Origin of the sequence: Streptomyces sp. NPDC005820 (genome assembly GCF_040630255.1) — a bacterium.
In the GTDB taxonomy this organism is placed as follows: domain Bacteria; phylum Actinomycetota; class Actinomycetes; order Streptomycetales; family Streptomycetaceae; genus Streptomyces.
The window spans coordinates 25,677-42,988 of the sequence record NZ_JBEXXE010000032.1; the positions used below are offsets into that span (position 1 = coordinate 25,677).

Genomic DNA, 17,312 nt, shown 5'->3' on the forward strand with positions numbered 1-17,312 from the left:
CGCGCTCCGGCGTCCAACGAGCCCAGCGCGCCTGGCCCTTCACCCGCGTCCACCCTGCAGCGAAGGAGTTCTGAGTGCGTAACAGACGGATCGTCACCTTCGTAGCGGCGGCTGCGCTGGCCGGAGCCGCCGGGCTTCTGCCTCTCCCCGCAGCCCAAGCCGCCCCGTCGGACCCCGTGCCACCGGCCGCGTCGGACTTCCAGAAGGTCACCCTCAACGACCGCCCGGGCGAGCCCATGGCCCTCGCCGTCCTGCCCGACCGGCGCGTGCTGCACACGGCGCGCACGGGAGAAGTCCGGATCCACGACCCCAAGAGCGGCGTCAACTTCCTCGCCGCCGACATGAAGAAGAGCCCCGCCGGGCTCTACCAGCACGACGAGGAAGGCGTGCAGGGCATCGCCGTCGACCCCGGCTTCGCCGAGAACCACTGGGTCTACCTCTACTACTCGCCCCGCCTCGACACCCCCATGGACGACCCGGCCACCGCGGGAGTCAACGAAGGGGACGCGCCGCAGTTCGGGACGGCCGAGGAATTCGCCAAGTACAAGGGTGTCACCCGGCTGTCGCGGTTCAAGCTCGTGGGCAACAAGCTCGCCTACGCCACCGAGCAGAGGATCCTCGACGTACCGGCCGACCGCGGCATCTGCTGCCATGTCGGCGGCAAGATCGACTTCGACGGCAAGGGCAACCTGTTCCTGTCGACCGGCGACGACTCCAATCCGTTCGCCTCGGACGGCTACGCCCCGCTCGACGACCGCCCCGGCCGCAATCCGGCCTACGACGCGCGGCGCACCGCGGGCAACACCGACGACCTGCGCGGCAAGGTCCTGCGCATCAAGGTCGGGCGCGACGGCGGATACGTCGTCCCGAAGGGCAACCTCTTCGCGCCGGGCACCCCCAGGACCCGTCCCGAGATCTACGCCATGGGCCTGCGCAACCCGTTCCGCTTCGCCGTGGACGACAGGACCGGCGAGCTGTACCTCGGCGACTACTCGCCCGACGCCAACAACGCCAACCCCGACCGCGGACCCGCCGGCCAGGGCCGCTGGATGGTCATCGACCGCCCCGCCAACTACGGTTGGCCGTTCTGCGTGACCCGGGACCTGCCGTACCAGGACTACGACTTCGCCACCCAGCAGTCGAGCGGGGCGTTCAACTGCGCCAAGCCGGTCAACGACTCCCGTCACAACACCGGCCGCAGCGTGCTGCCCCCGGTCACGGACGCGGAGATCGTCTACGGCTACGGCGCCTCCGAGACGTTCCCCGAACTCGGCACGGGCGGCATCGGCCCCATGGGCGGCCCGGCCTACCACTACGACAAGCGGAACACGGCCGAGAACCGCTGGCCCCGGTACTTCGACGGCAAGCCGCTCTTCTACGAGTGGACCCGCGACCAGATGAAGGCCATCACCCTCGGCAAGAAGAACGAGGTCCAGAAGATCGAGGACGCGATCCCCTCGATCAGGACGGACGGTCCGATCGACGCCGAGTTCGGCCCGGACGGCGCGCTGTACGTCCTCGAGTACGGCACCGGGTACTTCGCGGAGCTGCCCGAGGCCCAGCTCTCCCGCATCGACTTCACACGGGGCAACCGCACCCCCGAACCCAAGGTCGCCGCGGACGTCCTCAACGGCACCAGCCCGCTGACGGTCCAGTTCTCCAGCGCCGGCACGAAGGACGCCGACGGGGACGCCCTCCGCTACGCCTGGGACTTCGACGCCGACGGCACCGTCGACTCCAGGGAGGCGAACCCGACACACACCTTCACCAGCAACGCCGTCTTCGACGCCACGCTGAAGGTCACCGACAGCACCGGACGCTCGGCTTCCGCGTCCGTTCCGATCGTGGTCGGCAACAAGGCGCCGGTCGTCTCGCTCACCACCGACCCGGCTCCGCACGGCGGCACGGCGTTCCACTGGGGTGACACGGTCACCTGGCAGGTCTACGTCACCGACGACCAGCCGGTGGACTGCTCGAAGGTCACCGTCTCGTTCATCCTCGGCCACGACTCGCACGGCCACCCGCTGTCGTCGAGCAACGGCTGCTCCGGATCGTTCCAGACCTTCCTGGACGGCGGTCACTCCGGTGCGGACAACCTGAAGGCGGTGTTCAACGCCACCTACCAGGACTCGCCCCCGGACGGTCTGCCGTCCCTGTCGGGCAGCGCCGAGGTCGCGCTGACACCGGTCGACTGACCGGCGCTCGCCGTTGGTCTGAGACCGGCAGGCGCGAGTCGGCGCGGGACTGCGGGCGCGCCCCGGGGAGGTCAGTTCCCTCCACGGGGCGCGCCCGCAGCGGTTTCCTCTGCCGCGGCCCAGGAAGCGAGCAGGCGCAGGCCCTCTTCGGAGCGTGAGCCGGGTTCGGCCGTGTAGATGGTGACGGTGAGGCCGGGTTCGGCTGCCATCTCCAGACCCTCGTAGGCGAGGGTGAGGTCTCCGACGGCCTCGTGGTGGAAGTTCTTGGTGCCGGTGCCGTGGTGGCGGACGTCGTGGGCGCCCCAGCGGGTGCGGAAGTCGTCACTGAGGGTGCAGAGCTCACCGACGAGGTCGTGCAGCTCCTTGTCGTGGGGGTTGCGGCCGGCCTCGGTGCGCAGGATCGCCACGGTGACGTCCGCGGCCGGGCCCCAGTCGGGGTAGAAGCGGCGGGACGCGGGGTCCAGGAAGGTGAACCGGGCGAGGTTCGCCTGGTTGTGGGCGTTCGCGTGGACGTCGCTGTAGAAGGCGCGGGCGAGGGCGTTGGCGCCGAGGATGTCCATACGGCCGTTGCGGACGAAGGCGGGGCCCGCGGTGATCGCGTCGAGCGTCCACTGCAGACTGCGGTGCGGGGTCCACTGCCGGGCGGGGCGTCGGCGTCGGGGGCGGGTGAGGGCGTCGGAGCCGTCGGCGGCCTGGGCCAGATGGCGCAGGTGGGCGCGTTCGGCGTCATCGAGCCGGAGGGCGCGGGCCACGGACTCGAGGACGACGGGGGAGGCACCGGCGAGGTTCCCGCGTTCGAGCTTGGCGTAGTACTCCACGCTCAGGTCGGCGAGGGCCGCGACCTCGCTGCGGCGCAGGCCGGGGACGCGGCGCCGGGTCCCGGAGGGCAGTCCGGCCTGCTCGGGGGTGATCTTGGCTCGCCGCGAGGTGAGGAACTCGCGGACCTCCTGTTGGTTGTTCACCCTTCGACCGTACGTGCGGCGGGCCGCATGAGGGGTGTACTGCCGGTACACCTGTCGACGGTGACTGGCCGGCCGTCGCCAGGGGCGGTTACCTGGAGGACGTGGCGCTGTCCCCGGCCGTCCGTCGACGGAGACGGAGACGGGGACGGGGCCGCCCGACCGGCCGACTTCACGTGAGCAAAGGAACCCTCATGCGCGGCGCAGTGATCCACGCCCCCGGTGACGTCCGCTTCGAGACGCTGGACGACCCGAGGATCCTCCACCCCACCGACGCGGTCATCCGCACGGCCGTGACCTGTGTGTGCGGCTCCGACCTGTGGCCCTGGCGTGGCCTGGAGCCGATCGGCGACGCCCATCCGATGGGGCACGAGTACGTGGGCTTCGTCGAGGAGGTCGGCTCCGAGGTCACGGTTGTGAAGCCGGGCCAGTTCGTGGTCGGCTCGTTCGCGACCTCGGACAACACCTGCGCCAACTGCCGTAACGGCTTCCCGTCGAACTGCCTGCACCGCGAGTTCATGAGCACCTGCCAGGCCGACTACGTCCGTATCCCCAACGCCCAGGGCACCCTGGTCGCCACGGACGAGGTGCCGGGCGAGGAGCTGTGGCCCGGTCTGCTGGCCGTCTCCGACGTCATGGGCACGGGCTGGTGGGCCGCCGACGCCGCCGAGGTGAAGCCCGGATCCACCGCCGTGGTCGTGGGCGACGGGGCGGTCGGCCTGTGCGCGGTGATCGCCGCCAAGGAGCGGGGCGCCGAGCGGATCATCGTCATGAGCCGCCATGAGTCCCGGCAGAAGCTGGCGCGCGAGTTCGGCGCCACCGAGATCGTCACCGAGCGCGGCGACGAGGGCACCGCCCGGATCAAGGACCTCACCGACGGCATCGGCGCCGACAGCGTGCTGGAGTGCGTGGGCACCGCGCAGGCCATGCGGCAGGCGCTGCACTCCGCCCGCCCCGGCGGCAACGTCGGCTTCGTCGGCGTCCCCCACGACGTCGCCGTCGACGGCCAGGAACTCTTCTTCTCCCACGTCGGCCTGCGCGGCGGCCCCGCCCCCGTGCGCCGCTACCTGCCCGACCTCATCGACCGCGTCGTGACCGGCCGCATCAATCCGGGCAAGGTCTTCGACCTCACCCTCCCCCTCGATCAGGTCGCCGAGGGCTACAAGGCCATGGACGAGCGCCGAGCCGTCAAGACACTCCTCAAGCCCTGACCCGTACGACATCCCCGCAGCCGCACAGCGAGGAACCCCTTCCGTGGAAATCGTCACGCAGACCCCCACCGCCAAGGCCCCCGCCGAGCGCTTCACCGGCGACGTCTACCTCAACATGATCGAGACCCCCGCCGAGCCGGCCCGGCTGGTGAGCGCCCTGGTCCGCTTCACCCCTGGCGCCCGCACCCATTGGCACTCCCACGCCAACGGCCAGACCCTCTACATCACCGACGGAGTCGGCCTCGTCGGCTCCCGTGACGGCGACGTCGTACGCGTCAGCGCGGGCCAGACCGTCAAGTGCCCGCCCGGAGAGGAGCACTGGCACGGCGGCACCGACACCACCCTCATGGCGCACATCGCCATGCTCGTCGGCGATGCCGACGGCGACGGCACCACCTGGCTGGAACCCGTGACCGACGAGCAGTACGCCGCAGCGCTCGCCACCGCCCCCCGCTGAGCCGAGTATCACACCAGGGCTCAGAGCCCGAGGAGACCGATCCCCTCCCCGATGGCGATCTCCGTGCCGAAGGGCTTGGAGAGCCATTGCAGCCGCTGGAGAATTCGGTCGGCGGCGGGCGGGTCGGCCAGGCGCGGGATGCCGCGGTCGGTGTCGCGCGGGCCGTCCCAGTGCAGTTCGACGGGGTGCAGTTCGACGGCGCGCAGGGTGCCGTCGCTGTCGTGGCGGCTGATCGCGATGACGGACTCGTACCAGAAGTTCATCACCGACACCGCCGCCGTCCGCGTCGCCCTGGAAACCCTCGCCGCGCGCGCCCTGGCCGACGACCCGGACGGGTCCCGCCGGGCGCTGCACCGCACCATCGGGGACGCCTCCGACAATGCCATGCTGAAGCGGATCTGGCCCACCGTGGAGGCACAGATCAACCTCGCCATCACGGTCGACGAGAGCACCCGGCTCCGATCCCGACCGCGCCCTGCACGTCCACGAACAGACTTGGGGGCCACGGGCCTGGAGGCCGCTGCCCTCGGGGACGGCTGCCCCGATGTGCTTCAGGACAGTGCGGGCGCGGGCGCGCAGATCGTCCGTGGTGGGCAGTGCGCTGCTGGTCACGTACGTGAAGCAGGCCAGTCCCCGGGCGGCCCGCGCGACGTCGCTGCGGGCCTCGGCGGGTTTCCGGGACGCCTGCTCGTCGACGCGGCCGAGGAGATCGTCGTAGCGGCACGGCCCTCGCGGGTGAGGGCGATGCCGTGCGCTTCTGACGCTGCCGTCCGCGAGGCCCATCGCGAGCCGCGGCCCGTCTGTCCACGTAGGCTCAACAGCGTTGCACTGTGGAGGACTTGAAAGGCAGGACCATGTGGCGTGAGGAGCTGATCCGGCCGCTGCCGGAGCTGTTGAAGGAGCATGCCGAGTCGGCGGCGCAGCGGGTCGCCTACTCCGACTCCTCGCGCAGCGTCACCTACGCCGAGCTGGAGCGTCGCACGCGCGCGCTGGCCGGGTATCTCACCCGCACGGGACTTCGCCGTGGCGACCGCGTCGCGATCTGCCTCGGCAACTGTGTGGAGATGGTGGAGAGTTGCCTCGCCGTGCTGCGGGCCGGGATGGTCGGCGTCCCGCTCAATCCGCGGTCCTCCGACGCCGAGCTGGCCCACTTCCTCGAGGACAGCGGCGCCGCCTTCGTCGTCACCGACGCCGCGCACCTCGCACAACTGCGGCGCCTGGCACCGCCGTACGACGCCTTGGACGTCCTGGTCACCGGGACCGGCACGGTCCCGGCCGGCGCCCAGCCGTTCCGGAGCGCGGTCGAGAGCGAAGAGCCCGCGGAGATCGACCTGCTGGGGCTCGACGATCCGGCCTGGATGCTGTACACCTCCGGCACCACCCACCGGCCCAAGGGCGTGCTGTCCACGCAGCGGGCCGCGCTGTGGTCCGTGGCCGCCTGCTACGCCCCGATCTTCGGTCTGTCGCCCGACGACCGGCTGCTCTGGCCGCTTCCCCTGTTCCACAGCTTCGGCCACTCACTGGCGATCCTGGGCGTGACGGCCGTGGGCGCCGGCGCCAGGATCGCCGGCGATCTGCTGGCGCCGGACGGTCTGCGGCAGGAGCTGCTCACGGCGTACGACGGGCTCGGCGGGCCGTTCACCATGCTGGCCGGCGTGCCCACGACGTATCACCGGCTGGTCGACTCGCCCGGGGACGCCCCGCCGGCGCTGCGGATGTGCGTCGTGGCCGGCGCCCCGAGCGGCCCCGCACTGCGGGCGGCCGTGGAGGAGACCCTCGGGGCGCCGCTGCTCGACGCGTACGGCAGTACCGAGACCTGCGGCATGATCGCGGTGAACCGTCCGGAGGGCCCCGGGGTCGACGGTTCCTGCGGGCCCCCGGTCCCCGGTATGGACGTACGTGTCGTCGACCCCGGGAGCGGTGAGGACGTCCAGGACGGGGCCGAGGGCGAGGTCTGGGTGCGTGGGCCGAGCCTGATGACCGGCTACCACGAGCAGCCCGAGGCGACGGCCGCCGCGCTGAGCGACGGCTGGTACCGCACCGGTGACCTCGGCCGCCGCGTCGAACACGGCCATCTCGAGCTCACCGGCCGGGTCAGCGAGCTGATCATCCGCGGCGGCGAGAACATCCATCCGACGGAGATCGAGCAGGCGCTGTCGCAGTGTCCCGGTGTGTCCGAGGCCGTGGTCGTGGGCGTGCCGCACGACGTGCTGGGCGAGGTGCCGGTGGCCTTCGTCGTGCCGGGCCCGGGCGGGATCGACGCACGGCGGGTGCTCGCCGAGTGCCGTACCCGGCTGGCCGACTACAAGGTGCCGGCCGAGATCCGCGAGATCACCGCCGTCCCGCGCACCGCGTCCGGCAAGATCGCCCGGCATGAGCTGGTCGCCCCTGTTCCGGCCGCCGCGGTCGCGGGCGACACCGCCCCGACCGCTCTGCGCGAGCGGCTCCTCCCCCTCGTGCCTGACGACCGGGAGCGTGCGCTGCGGGAGACGGTGCTCTCCGAGACGGCCGAGGTGTGCCGGCGCGCGCCGGGCGACCTGCCCGACGCGGCCGGCTCCTTCGCCGATCTCGGCATGACGTCCGTCGGCGTGGTCGAGCTGGTGGACCGGCTCGGTGCGCTGACCGGTCTGAGCCTGCCGGCGACGCTGCTGTTCGACCATCCGACACCGGCCGAGGTGGCTCGGTACCTGCGCGTCGCGCTCAGCGAGGGCGAGCCCGAGGAACGCCCGCGGTCGTACCACGGACAGGACCGGCCTCCCCAGGACGATCCGATCGTGATCGTCGCCATGGGCTGCCGGTATCCCGGCGACGTCGACTCACCCGAGGACCTGTGGGAGTTGGTGTCGCAGGGCCGGGACGCCGTCTCGGAGTTCCCGACCGACCGCGGCTGGGACCTGGACGCCCTGTACGACCCCGATCCCGACCGGATCGGCACGTCGTACGCGCGCCATGGCGGATTCCTGCACCGGGCCGCGGAGTTCGACGCCGGGCTGTTCGGGATCTCGCCGCGCGAGGCGCTGGCGATGGATCCGCAGCAGCGGCTGCTCCTGGAGACGTCCTGGGAGGTGTGGGAGCGGGCCGGGATCGACCCGGCGTCGCTGCGCGAGAGCGACACCGGCGTGTTCGTCGGCGTGATGCACGGCGACTACTCCGCCCGCTTCCCCCGATCCCACGAGTTGGAGGCGCACCTGGGCCTGGGCTCGTCGGGCAGCGTGGCCTCCGGGCGGATCTCCTACGTGTACGGCCTGCGCGGTCCCGCGATCACGGTCGACACCGCGTGCTCGTCCTCGCTCGTGGCGCTGCACTGGGCGGCGCGGGCACTGCGCTCGGGCGAGTGCTCGCTGGCGCTGGCCGGTGGGGTCACGGTGATGGCGACGCCCAAGCCGTTTCTGGCCTTCAGCCGGCAGCGCGGGCTCTCGTCGGACGGGCGCTGCAAGTCGTTCTCGGCGACGGCCGACGGCACGGCCTGGGGCGAGGGCGCGGGACTCGTCCTGCTGGAGCGCCTGTCCGACGCGCGGCGACGCGGTCATCCGGTCCTGGCCGTACTCCGTGGCTCCGCCGTCAACTCCGACGGCGCGTCCAACGGGCTCACGGCGCCCCACGGACCGGCTCAGCAGCGGCTGATCACGCAGGCGCTGGCGGACGCGGGGCTGCGCGCCGGTGACGTGGACGTGGTGGAGGCCCACGGTACGGGCACCCGGCTGGGCGACCCCGTCGAGGCGCAGGCCCTCCTGGCCACGTACGGGCAGGGCCGCGAGGAGCCGCTGTGGCTCGGCTCGGTCAAGTCCAACCTCGGGCACACGCAGGCGGCGGCCGGAGTGGCCGGCGTCATCAAGATGGTGCAGGCCATGCACCACGGTGAGCTGCCCCGCACCCTGCACGCGGACGAGCCGACACCGCACGTGGACTGGTCCTCGGGCCGGGTGGAACTGCTCACGGCGCCCCGGCCCTGGCCGGCCTCGGACCGGTCGCGGCGGGCGGGGGTCTCGGCCTTCGGGATCGGCGGGACCAACGCGCATGTGATCCTGGAAGAGGCGCCGGCGAACGAGACGAACGTCTCCCGGGAGACGGCTGCGACGTTGCCCGTGCCGTGGCTGCTCTCCGCCGCCGACGAAACCGCCCTGCGCGCCCAGGCCGGACGGCTCGCGGCCGCAGTGGCGAACCGGCCGGGCCTGTCGCCCGCCGACGTCGGCCACTCGCTGGCGGTGTCGCGCTCCGCACTCGCCCATCGGGCGATCGTGCCGGCCGGTGACCGGACACGCATGCTGGACGCGCTGAGCGCGTTCGCGCAGGGCCGGGACGCACCGGGAGTCGTACGAGGACTGGCGGACCCGGAGATCCGTACCGCCTTCCTGTTCACCGGACAAGGCGCCCAGCGCCCCCGGATGGGTGCCGAACTGCGCGCCGCCTTCCCCGTCTTCGCCGAAGCCTTCGACGAGGCCTGCCGGCACCTGGACGACCGGCTCCCACAGCCACTGAGCGCGGTGCTGTCAGCCGAGCCCGGCTCACCGCGGGCGGCACTCGTGGACCGTACGGACTTCACGCAGGCCGGACTGTTCGCCTTCGAGGTGGCACTGTTCCGGCTGCTTCAGTCGTGGGGCGTTCGAGCCGACCGGCTCGTGGGCCACTCCGTCGGCGAGCTGGCGGCCGCGCATGTCGCCGGCGTACTCGATCTGCCCGACGCGGCGACGCTCGTGGCCGCTCGTGGCCGGCTGATGCGGGCGCTGCCCGACGGCGGCGCGATGGTGGCGCTGGACGCGACCGAGGAGGAAGCCGTCACGGCGCTCGCGGAGTTCGGGGCGCAGGTGGCCATCGCATCCGTCAACGGGCCTCGTTCAGTGGTGATCTCGGGCGCGCGGGACGCGGTACTCGCGGTCGCGGCCGGCTTCGAGGCCCGAGGCCGCAGGGCCGTACGGCTGCGCGTGAGTCACGCCTTCCACTCGCCCCTGATGGAGCCGATGCTCGACGAGTTTCTCGACATCGCCCGCGAGCTGACCCTCCGGCCGCCGCGTATCCCGATCGTCTCCACCGTGACGGGCCGGCCCGCAGAGCCTCGAGACCTGTGCTCGCCCGAGTACTGGGCGCGGCACGCCCGGCTGCCCGTGCGCTTCGCCGACGCCGTGTGCCGGCTCGCGGACGACGGGGTCTCCGCCTACCTGGAGCTCGGTCCCGGACCGGCACTCACCGCGGCCGCCACCGACTGTCTGACCGGCGCGTCCCCGAACGGCCCCGTTCTCGCCGTGGCCACGCGAGGCGGTGCGTACGAGCCCGAGACGCTGCTGTCGGCCGTGGCGCGGCTGCACGGGGCCGGGGCCGCCGTCGACTGGACGGCGGTGTACGCGGATTCCGGCGCGCGGCGCGTGGACCTGCCGACGTACGCCTTCCAGAGGAAGCGGTACTGGCTGGACGCACCGCCCCCGGCGGCGGCCGGTGCCGGGGCGCTGCTGAGCCCGGCGTTCCCGGTGCCGGACACCGAACGGATCGTGCTGACCGGACTGCTGTCCCTGGCGAGCCACCCGTGGCTCGCGGACCATGTCGTCGCCGGGAGGGTGATCGTGCCGGCGACGGTGTTCGTGGAGATGGCCGTGCGTGCGGCTGACGAGACGGGCTGCGGCGCGGTCGACGACCTCGTGATGCTGTCGCCGCTCGCCCTGCCCGGTTCCGCGGGGATGCGGGTGCAGGTCGTGGTGGGTGCGCGGGACGACTCGGGCCGGCGGCCGGTCGACATCTACTCCCGGCCCGAGGAGTCCGCCGAGGACGCCCCGTGGACCCGGAACGTCTCCGGTCAGCTGGGCCGCGGACGTGCCGCGGCGGTCGAACCGACCGCGTGGCCGCCCCAGGGCGCCGAGGCGCTGAACCTCACCGACGCGTACGCCGCCCTCGCCGATGCCGGGCTCGCCTACGGGCCGGCCTTCCAGGGGGTCAGCGCACTCTGGCGGCGCGGCGACGACGTTTTCGCGGAGGTCCGGCTGCCCGCCCCGCACACCTCGGAAGCGGGTCGCTTCGGACTCCACCCGGCGCTGTTCGACGCCGCGTCGCACGCGCCGCTGCTGGCCGCGCCCGCCGACACGAGCACGGTGCGGGTGCCGTTCGCGTGGAGCGGAGTGAGCCTGCACGCCTCGGGAGCCACGCAGCTGCGGGTCAAGGTCACCCCACTGAGCCCGGACGCGGTCTCGCTGACGCTGGCAGACCCGTCCGGCCGACTCGTGGCGCGCGTGGACTCACTGGCCACCAGGGAACTGCCTGCCGACGCGGCCGACATGACGGCCGACATGACGGCCGACATGACGGACGGCGTGACGGACGACATCGTACGAAGGGCTCTGTTGCGCCCCGAGTGGGCCGCCCTCGACGTCCCCGGCGACACCGTCGAGCACGCATGGGCGGTGCGCGGGCCGGACGAGCTGAACCTCGCCGGGTTCCTGCCCGGCGCCGTGAACGCCGAGTTCGTCGCCGTCACGGCCGTGGCCCGTGCGCACGCTTCCGATCCGCTGCCCGCCGTGCACGAGTTGACCGGCAGGGTGCTCAAGGCGCTGCAGGACTGGCAGGACGATCCGGGCACGGTGGGCTCGCGGCTGGTCGTGGTGACGCGGGACGCCACCGGGCCGGTGCCGGACCTGGCGGGTGCGGCGGTCTGGGGACTGGTGCGTACGGCGCAGTCGGAGCTGCCCGGTCGTGTCGTTCTGGTGGATGTGGACGGGCGGCCCGAGTCATTGCGGATGCTGCCGTCCGCTGTTGCCACCGGTGAGGATCAACTCCGGGTGCGGGACGGACAGGTGACGGTTCCGCGTCTTGCCGCGGCCGGTGACACCTCGGCCGCGGAGGCCGCCTTCGGCGCGGGCGGTACGGTGCTGATCACCGGAGGCACCGGCGCGCTGGGCGCGGAGCTGGCGCGTCACCTGGTCGCCGAACACGGCGTACGGCATCTGCTGCTGACCGGACGCCGTGGTCCGCAGGCGCCAGGGGCCCGGGAACTGCGCGGCGACCTGGAGGAGAGGGGAGCACAGGTCGCCATCGTCGCCTGTGACGCCGCCGACCGTGCCGCGCTGGCCGAGGTGGTCGCGCACTGCGAGCCGCCGCTGACCGCCGTGGTGCACGCCGCCGGCGTCCTCGACGACGGCGTGCTGGACTCGCTGACCCCCGAGCGGATGGCGGCCGTGCTGCGCCCGAAGGCCGACGCGGCCTGGAACCTGCACGAACTGACCCGGGACATGGGTCTCTCGGCGTTCGTCCTGTTCTCCTCCGTCTCCGGCCTGCTGGGCCGGGCGGGCCAGGGCAACTACGCGGCCGCGAACTCCTTCCTCGACGCCCTCGCCCACCGCCGCGCCGCGGAAGGGCTGCCGACGCTGTCGCTGGCGTGGGGCCCCTGGGAGCACGCCGCCGGCATGGCGGCGGAGCAGCCCCCGCAGCGCGCACAGCGCCCGCACCCGAGCGACGCGCTCGTGCCGCTGTCCACACAGCAGGGCCTGGCCCTGTTCGACGCCGCGCTGCGCTCGTCGGAGCCGTTCCTGGCGCCGATCCTGCTGGACCGGGCGGCGCTTCGGTCCGGTGCGGGGCACCTGCCGCCGCTGTTGCGTGGACTCGTCCGGCAGCACCGGCCGACCGCCGCTGCGACGGCCTCCGGATCCGCCGGCTCTCCCGGGCAGATGCTGGAGCCGGGAGCCTGGCGGAAACGGCTGGCCCCCATGTCCCCGGGCGAGCGGGAGGCGGCGCTCGTGGAGCTGCTGCGGGCCGATGTGGCCGCGGTGCTCGGATATCCGCACGCCGACGCGCTGCCGGCCGGCAAGACCCTCGCCGACCTGGGGTTCGACTCTCTCACCGCCGTGCAGATCCGCAACCGGCTGAGCATGGCGCTGGGGCTCCGGCTGTCGGCGGCAGTGGTGTTCGAGCACCGCACCGCCGAGGATCTGGCACGCCACCTGCTCGGCCTGCCGGCCGGCGAACCGGCCGCCGCAGCCGCCCCTGAGGCCCCTGGTGCCGCCGGGGCGCCCCGGGCGCCCGGGGTGCCCGAGGCCCCTGAGGCCGGGCGGCCCGCGTACACCCTCTCCTCGCTGTTCCGGACGGTCAGCGCCTGCGGACAACCGGTGGCGGCGATGCACCTGCTCGTCACCGCGTCCTGGGCACTGCCCTCCTTCACGGTCGCCCAAGCCGGCGAGCACGCGCTGCCCCCGATCCGCCGTTCCCACGGCCGCCCCGGCTCGGGGAGGCCGACGGTCGTCTACTTCCCGGCCTACCATCCCTCGCTAGTGTCGGACGGCGGAGACTTCCCCCGCTTCCACCGCGCTTTCCACAAGAACCTGGAGGTCCTGGAGTTCCCGCACCCCGGTATCGGCGCCGGTGCCGCCGTCCCGGAGGACCGCGCCGCGCTGGCGCACACGCAGGCCGAGAACGTGCTGCGGCACGTCGGGGACGGGCCCTTCGTGGTCGTAGGACGGTCGGCGGGCGGCAATGTGGCGCATCTGGTGGCCCACCAGCTGGAAGAACTGGGCCGGGCACCGAACGGCCTGGTGCTGCTGGACACGTACCACATCACGCCCGACAACAGCGACAAGGACTGGCTGCTGTCCCTGGCCGCACCGTCGGCGCGGGACGCCGGACAGCCGGTCGTCATCACCGGGGACGACGACACCACCCTGGCCGCGATGGGGGCCTACAACCGGATCTTCCTCGGCTGGGAGCCCGAACCGGTCGCCACGCCCACGCTCCTGGTGCGCGCGCTGCGGCCCACGCCCGCCATGGCGGCCGCCATGGCGGTCTCCGCCGAGGCGGACGACTGGCGGACGTCCTGGCCGTCGGCGCACGACGTCATGGACGTCCCCGGCGACCATCTGACGATGATGCAGGAACACGCGGAGACAACCGTGTCGGCGATACTCAGCTGGATCGACGCACGAACGACGAAGGGAAACCGGTGAGTTCTGCCAAGCCCACGCAGCACTTCGACGTCATCGTGGTCGGCGGCGGCCCGGCGGGCGCCACCGTCTCGGCGGCCGTCGCCCTGCGCGGCCATCGGGTCCTGCTCCTGGAGAAGGAGACCTTCCCCCGGTACCAGATCGGTGAGTCCCTGCTCCCCTCCACCGTGCACGGTGTGTGCCGGATCCTCGGCGTCGAGGGCGAGATGGCCGACGCGGGCTTCAAACCGAAGCGCGGCGGCACGTTCCGCTGGGGCCGCAACCGGGACCCCTGGCAGTTCTCCTTCGCGCTGTCGCCCCGGCTGGCCGACCCGACCTCGTTCGCCTACCAGGTCGAGCGGTCCCGGTTCGACGCGATCCTCCTCGGCAACGCCCGTCGGGTCGGCGTCGACGTACGGGAGGGCTGCCGTGTGACCGGCGTGCTCGCCGACGAGGAGCGGGTCCACGGAGTGCGCTGGACCGGGCCCGACGGCGAGACGCACGAGGCCGAGGCCCGGTACGTCGTGGACGCCTCCGGCAACGGCAGCAGGATCCACCCGCACGTCGGCGGGAAACGGACCTACTCCGACTTCTTCCGCAACATCGCGGTGTTCGGCTACTTCGCCGGCGGCGCGCGGCTCCCGGCACCGAACGACGGCAACATCTTCTGCGCCGCCTTCGACGAGGGCTGGCTCTGGTACATCCCGCTCCGGGACGACCTGACGAGCGTCGGAGCCGTGGTCGCCCGCGAGAACGCCGAGGCGATCCAGCGGGACCCGGCCACCGCCTGGCGCCGCATGATCGACGCCTGCCCGGAGGTACGCGGCTTCCTCGACGGGGTCCCGCAGGCCACGGAAGTCCCGTACGACCAGGTCCGCGTCCGCAAGGACTGGTCGTACTGGAAGTCACGGCTGTGGCGGCCCGGCATGGTGCTCGTCGGAGACGCGGCGTGCTTCGTCGATCCGGTGCTGTCCAGCGGAGTCCACCTCGCGACCTACGGCGCGCTGCTCGCCGCCCGGTCCATCAACGGCAGCCTTGCCGGAACCCTGGACGAGGACCGGCTGTTCGCCGAGTTCGAGGCCCGCTACCGGCACGAGTACGGCCTGTTCCACGAGTTCCTGGTCTCCTTCTACGACATGCACCAGGACGAACGGTCGTACTTCTGGAAGGCGCGCAAGGTCACCAACGTCGGCACAACGGAACTCGAGGCGTTCGTGGAACTGGTGGGCGGTCTGGCCTCCGGCGACGCCGCGCTCACCGGGGGCGGGCCGGCGGGCGCACGGCTGACGGCGGTCGCCGACGACTTCGAGCGGGCCGTACGCCGCCTCCCGGACGCCGAGGACCTGCGCAATCCGCTCTACGAGTCCAAGAGCTTCCGACAGGTGTTCCAGGAGGGGACCGTCCTTCAGGAACGCGGGCTGTTCGGCGGACCGCTGGAGGAGGAGGCGCCTCTGCGGCCGGGCGGACTGGTGGCGTCGGAGGACGGACTGACCTGGGTCGAACCCGGGTCGTAGGGCGCAGGGAGATCAGCGCGGGATGCAAGTCCGCGAAGCCGCGCGAGGCTGAGCCGACCGGACTTCTCACCTGGAGCCGGCTGCACGGCGAGGGCACCGGCCCAGGACCGCGCCGCCGGCGGCCCTGCGCCCTCGATGAGGCCCACGACCCGCGTCCCAGCCGTTGTCCGTGCCAAGCGGCTTGATCAAGGCTGCGGCGAAGTGCGGGGTTGGCGCGCTTCGTTCGGACTGCCGACCCAAGCGACTTGATCACTCCCGCCCGGGGCCTGATGCCACCGGATTCCACCAGCACCCCGGAGTCATCTTCCGGCCTGCCGCGGGTATCCGTCTGCGATGTGATCGCGAGCCTCACATGAAAAGCTGAGTACGAGGCTTGTCCGGACGTGACGAGTAGCGGAGGACGACGTGGCCTGGGGTCGGTTCGCGGAGCAGATGGCGTCGATGGCGCGGGATCTTCTGGCACAGGACTCGGTCGATGCCACACTGCGGCGGATCACCGCGTCGGCCACCGAACTGGTCGACGGCTGTGACGCGGCCGGCATCCTCGTGCTGCACGGCTCGCAGGTGGAGACGCTCGCCCCCACTCATCAGCTGGTCGTCGACAGCGACCGGATGCAGCTGGAGCTGGGGGAGGGACCGTGCTATGACGCCGCCCGTGACTCGCACGGTGAACGGGTCTTCCGCATCGCCGACCTCACCGCCGAACACCAGCGCTGGCCCGCCTACGCGCCACAGGCACACAAGCTCGGCGTCGGCAGCATGATGGGGTTCCTGCTGTTCACCGAAGAAGAAGACCTCGGCGCGCTGAACCTCTACTCCCGCAGGCCCGGCGCGTTCACCGAGGCCAGTGAACTGGCCGGATGGCTGCTGGCTTCCCATGCGGCGGTCGCCTTCTCCGCCGCCCGTACCCACGCCCAGCTGGAAAGGGCCCTCGCCACCCGCCACACCATCGGCGAGGCCATGGGCATCATCATGGGCAGCCACCACCTCACCGAGGAGGAGGCGTTCAACGTGCTGCGCCGTTACTCCCAGGAGAACAACATCAAGCTCCGCGAGGTCGCCCGCCGGGTCTGCGAGGAGGGCACCCTGTCGCGACCCCGCGCGAGCGGCTCCTCCGGCACTTCGGCTGAACCAGAGAAGCCTGGGCCGGGCCAGTCCCCAGGGGAACGCTGCTGAACCCGCCTTGCCCACTAAGTCCCCCAAACCACCGCGCGCACACCTGCACCAGCGGATCGGACCACACAGTGGCCCTCACCCACGCAGGCCCGCGCCCCCGGACACCAGCCTCCTGTGTGAGGTCAGACGGCGGGATCGGCCGGGCCGGCGCGGAGCATGGCCTTGTAGAGGGCCTCGTGATCGGGTGAAGGGGGCAGGGCGCCGCGGGCCGGTGCCTCGCAGGACTGGATCAGCAGGGCGACGACGCGTCGCCAGGCGTCGGGGGCGGCTTCGCCGGTGGCGTTGACGACGCCGGCGTTGGCCATGTGGATCAGGACCAGGTCCGAGGGGTCGAAGTCCTCGCGCAGCCGGCCGGTGGCCTTGGCGCGGCTGATGAGCACCAGCATGGCCTCGTACGCCTGGTTGCGGCGCTGTTCCAGGGCTTTGGCGGTGGGGAAGGTCGTGGTCAGTACGTCGGCGAAGCCGTAGTCGGCGGCCTGCATCGCGCAGGCGGCCTCGATGTAACCGGTGAAGCCGTCCCACGGGTCGGGGTTGTCGAGGGCGGTGGCGACCGCCTCGGCGTAGGCGTCCATCCGGTCGGCGAAGACGGCGGCGACCAGGTCCGCCTTGGCGGGGAAGCGACGAAGGAGGGTGGCGATCCCCACGCCTGCCTCGCGGGCCACAGAGGCCATGGAGGCGTCCAGCCCGTCGCGCGCGTAGACCGTGCGCGCGGCGGCGATGATCCGTTCCCGGTTGCGCTCGGCGTCGCTGCGCAGCGGCCGGTCGGCGGGGCCGTCGGGGCGTGGAGTACGAGGGTTCATACCCGCCACAATAGCAACTGGAGTGCCCTATCCAGTTCGTGTGTTACGGTGGTTCAGCAGAAACGGAACGGCCTATCCAGATATGAAGTGGAGGGGCCTATCCGGATCG

General features: G+C 72.3%; 10 protein-coding genes. 7 read left to right on the forward strand and 3 right to left on the reverse strand.

Features of this window, described 5'->3' with window-relative positions; genetic code table 11:
- Nucleotides 1-74 precede the first annotated feature (74 nt).
- On the forward strand, nt 75-2,195 hold the full coding sequence (locus tag ABZ464_RS33525) for a PQQ-dependent sugar dehydrogenase (RefSeq protein ID WP_359283312.1): 2,121 nt from the start codon (nt 75-77) through the stop codon (nt 2,193-2,195).
- A gap of 71 nt (nt 2,196-2,266) precedes the next feature.
- Here ABZ464_RS33525 and ABZ464_RS33530 read toward each other — a convergent pair whose 3' ends face one another.
- Nucleotides 2,267-3,157 carry a helix-turn-helix transcriptional regulator gene (locus ABZ464_RS33530; protein WP_359283315.1) on the reverse strand — a complete coding sequence of 297 codons (891 nt, stop codon included), beginning with the start codon at nt 3,155-3,157 and terminating at the stop codon, nt 2,267-2,269.
- A gap of 191 nt (nt 3,158-3,348) precedes the next feature.
- On the opposite strand from ABZ464_RS33530, the gene ABZ464_RS33535 reads away from it, so the two are divergent.
- A complete protein-coding gene (locus ABZ464_RS33535) occupies nt 3,349-4,365 on the forward strand; it encodes a zinc-dependent alcohol dehydrogenase family protein (protein WP_359283318.1) in 1,017 nt (338 codons plus the stop codon).
- A gap of 43 nt (nt 4,366-4,408) precedes the next feature.
- Nucleotides 4,409-4,822 (forward strand): cupin domain-containing protein, encoded by a 414-nt coding sequence (locus ABZ464_RS33540; protein ID WP_359283320.1) that lies wholly within the window; start codon nt 4,409-4,411, stop codon nt 4,820-4,822.
- 20 nt (nt 4,823-4,842) lie between these two features.
- Here ABZ464_RS33540 and ABZ464_RS33545 read toward each other — a convergent pair whose 3' ends face one another.
- Nucleotides 4,843-5,085 (reverse strand): hypothetical protein, encoded by a 243-nt coding sequence (locus ABZ464_RS33545; protein ID WP_359283323.1) that lies wholly within the window; start codon nt 5,083-5,085, stop codon nt 4,843-4,845.
- Between ABZ464_RS33545 and ABZ464_RS33550 the strand changes: the two genes are divergently transcribed.
- From ABZ464_RS33550 to ABZ464_RS33565, 4 genes are all read left to right on the forward strand, one after another.
- A complete protein-coding gene (locus ABZ464_RS33550) occupies nt 5,060-5,665 on the forward strand; it encodes a hypothetical protein (protein ID WP_359283325.1) in 606 nt (201 codons plus the stop codon). The genes ABZ464_RS33545 and ABZ464_RS33550 overlap by 26 nt on opposite strands.
- Before the next feature lie 11 nt (nt 5,666-5,676).
- Entirely contained in the window at nt 5,677-13,737 is an 8,061-nt protein-coding gene (locus tag ABZ464_RS33555; RefSeq protein WP_359283493.1) for a type I polyketide synthase, read from the forward strand.
- Nucleotides 13,734-15,227 carry a tryptophan 7-halogenase gene (locus tag ABZ464_RS33560; protein WP_359283327.1) on the forward strand — a complete coding sequence of 498 codons (1,494 nt, stop codon included), beginning with the start codon at nt 13,734-13,736 and terminating at the stop codon, nt 15,225-15,227. Before ABZ464_RS33555 ends, ABZ464_RS33560 begins: the two co-directional genes overlap by 4 nt.
- A gap of 405 nt (nt 15,228-15,632) precedes the next feature.
- Nucleotides 15,633-16,403, forward strand: coding sequence for a GAF and ANTAR domain-containing protein (locus ABZ464_RS33565; protein ID WP_359283330.1), 771 nt, complete (start codon nt 15,633-15,635; stop codon nt 16,401-16,403).
- Nucleotides 16,404-16,525: 122 nt separating this feature from the next.
- Here the strand turns inward: ABZ464_RS33565 and ABZ464_RS33570 are convergent, their stop codons facing one another.
- Complete coding sequence (locus ABZ464_RS33570) at nt 16,526-17,203, reverse strand: helix-turn-helix domain-containing protein (RefSeq protein ID WP_359283332.1); 678 nt, start codon at nt 17,201-17,203, stop codon at nt 16,526-16,528.
- Nucleotides 17,204-17,312: the final 109 nt, after the last annotated feature.

Excerpts from the sequence above, each read along its gene's own strand:
- ABZ464_RS33570 (WP_359283332.1), bottom strand. The coding sequence starts at position 17,203 with ATGAACCCTCGTACTCCACGCCCCGACGGCCCCGCCGACCGGCCGCTG.
- ABZ464_RS33545 (WP_359283323.1), bottom strand. The coding sequence starts at position 5,085 with ATGAACTTCTGGTACGAGTCCGTCATCGCGATCAGCCGCCACGACAGC.
- ABZ464_RS33550 (WP_359283325.1), top strand. The coding sequence starts at position 5,060 with ATGACGGACTCGTACCAGAAGTTCATCACCGACACCGCCGCCGTCCGC.
- ABZ464_RS33555 (WP_359283493.1), top strand. The coding sequence starts at position 5,677 with ATGTGGCGTGAGGAGCTGATCCGGCCGCTGCCGGAGCTGTTGAAGGAG.
- ABZ464_RS33535 (WP_359283318.1), top strand. The coding sequence starts at position 3,349 with ATGCGCGGCGCAGTGATCCACGCCCCCGGTGACGTCCGCTTCGAGACG.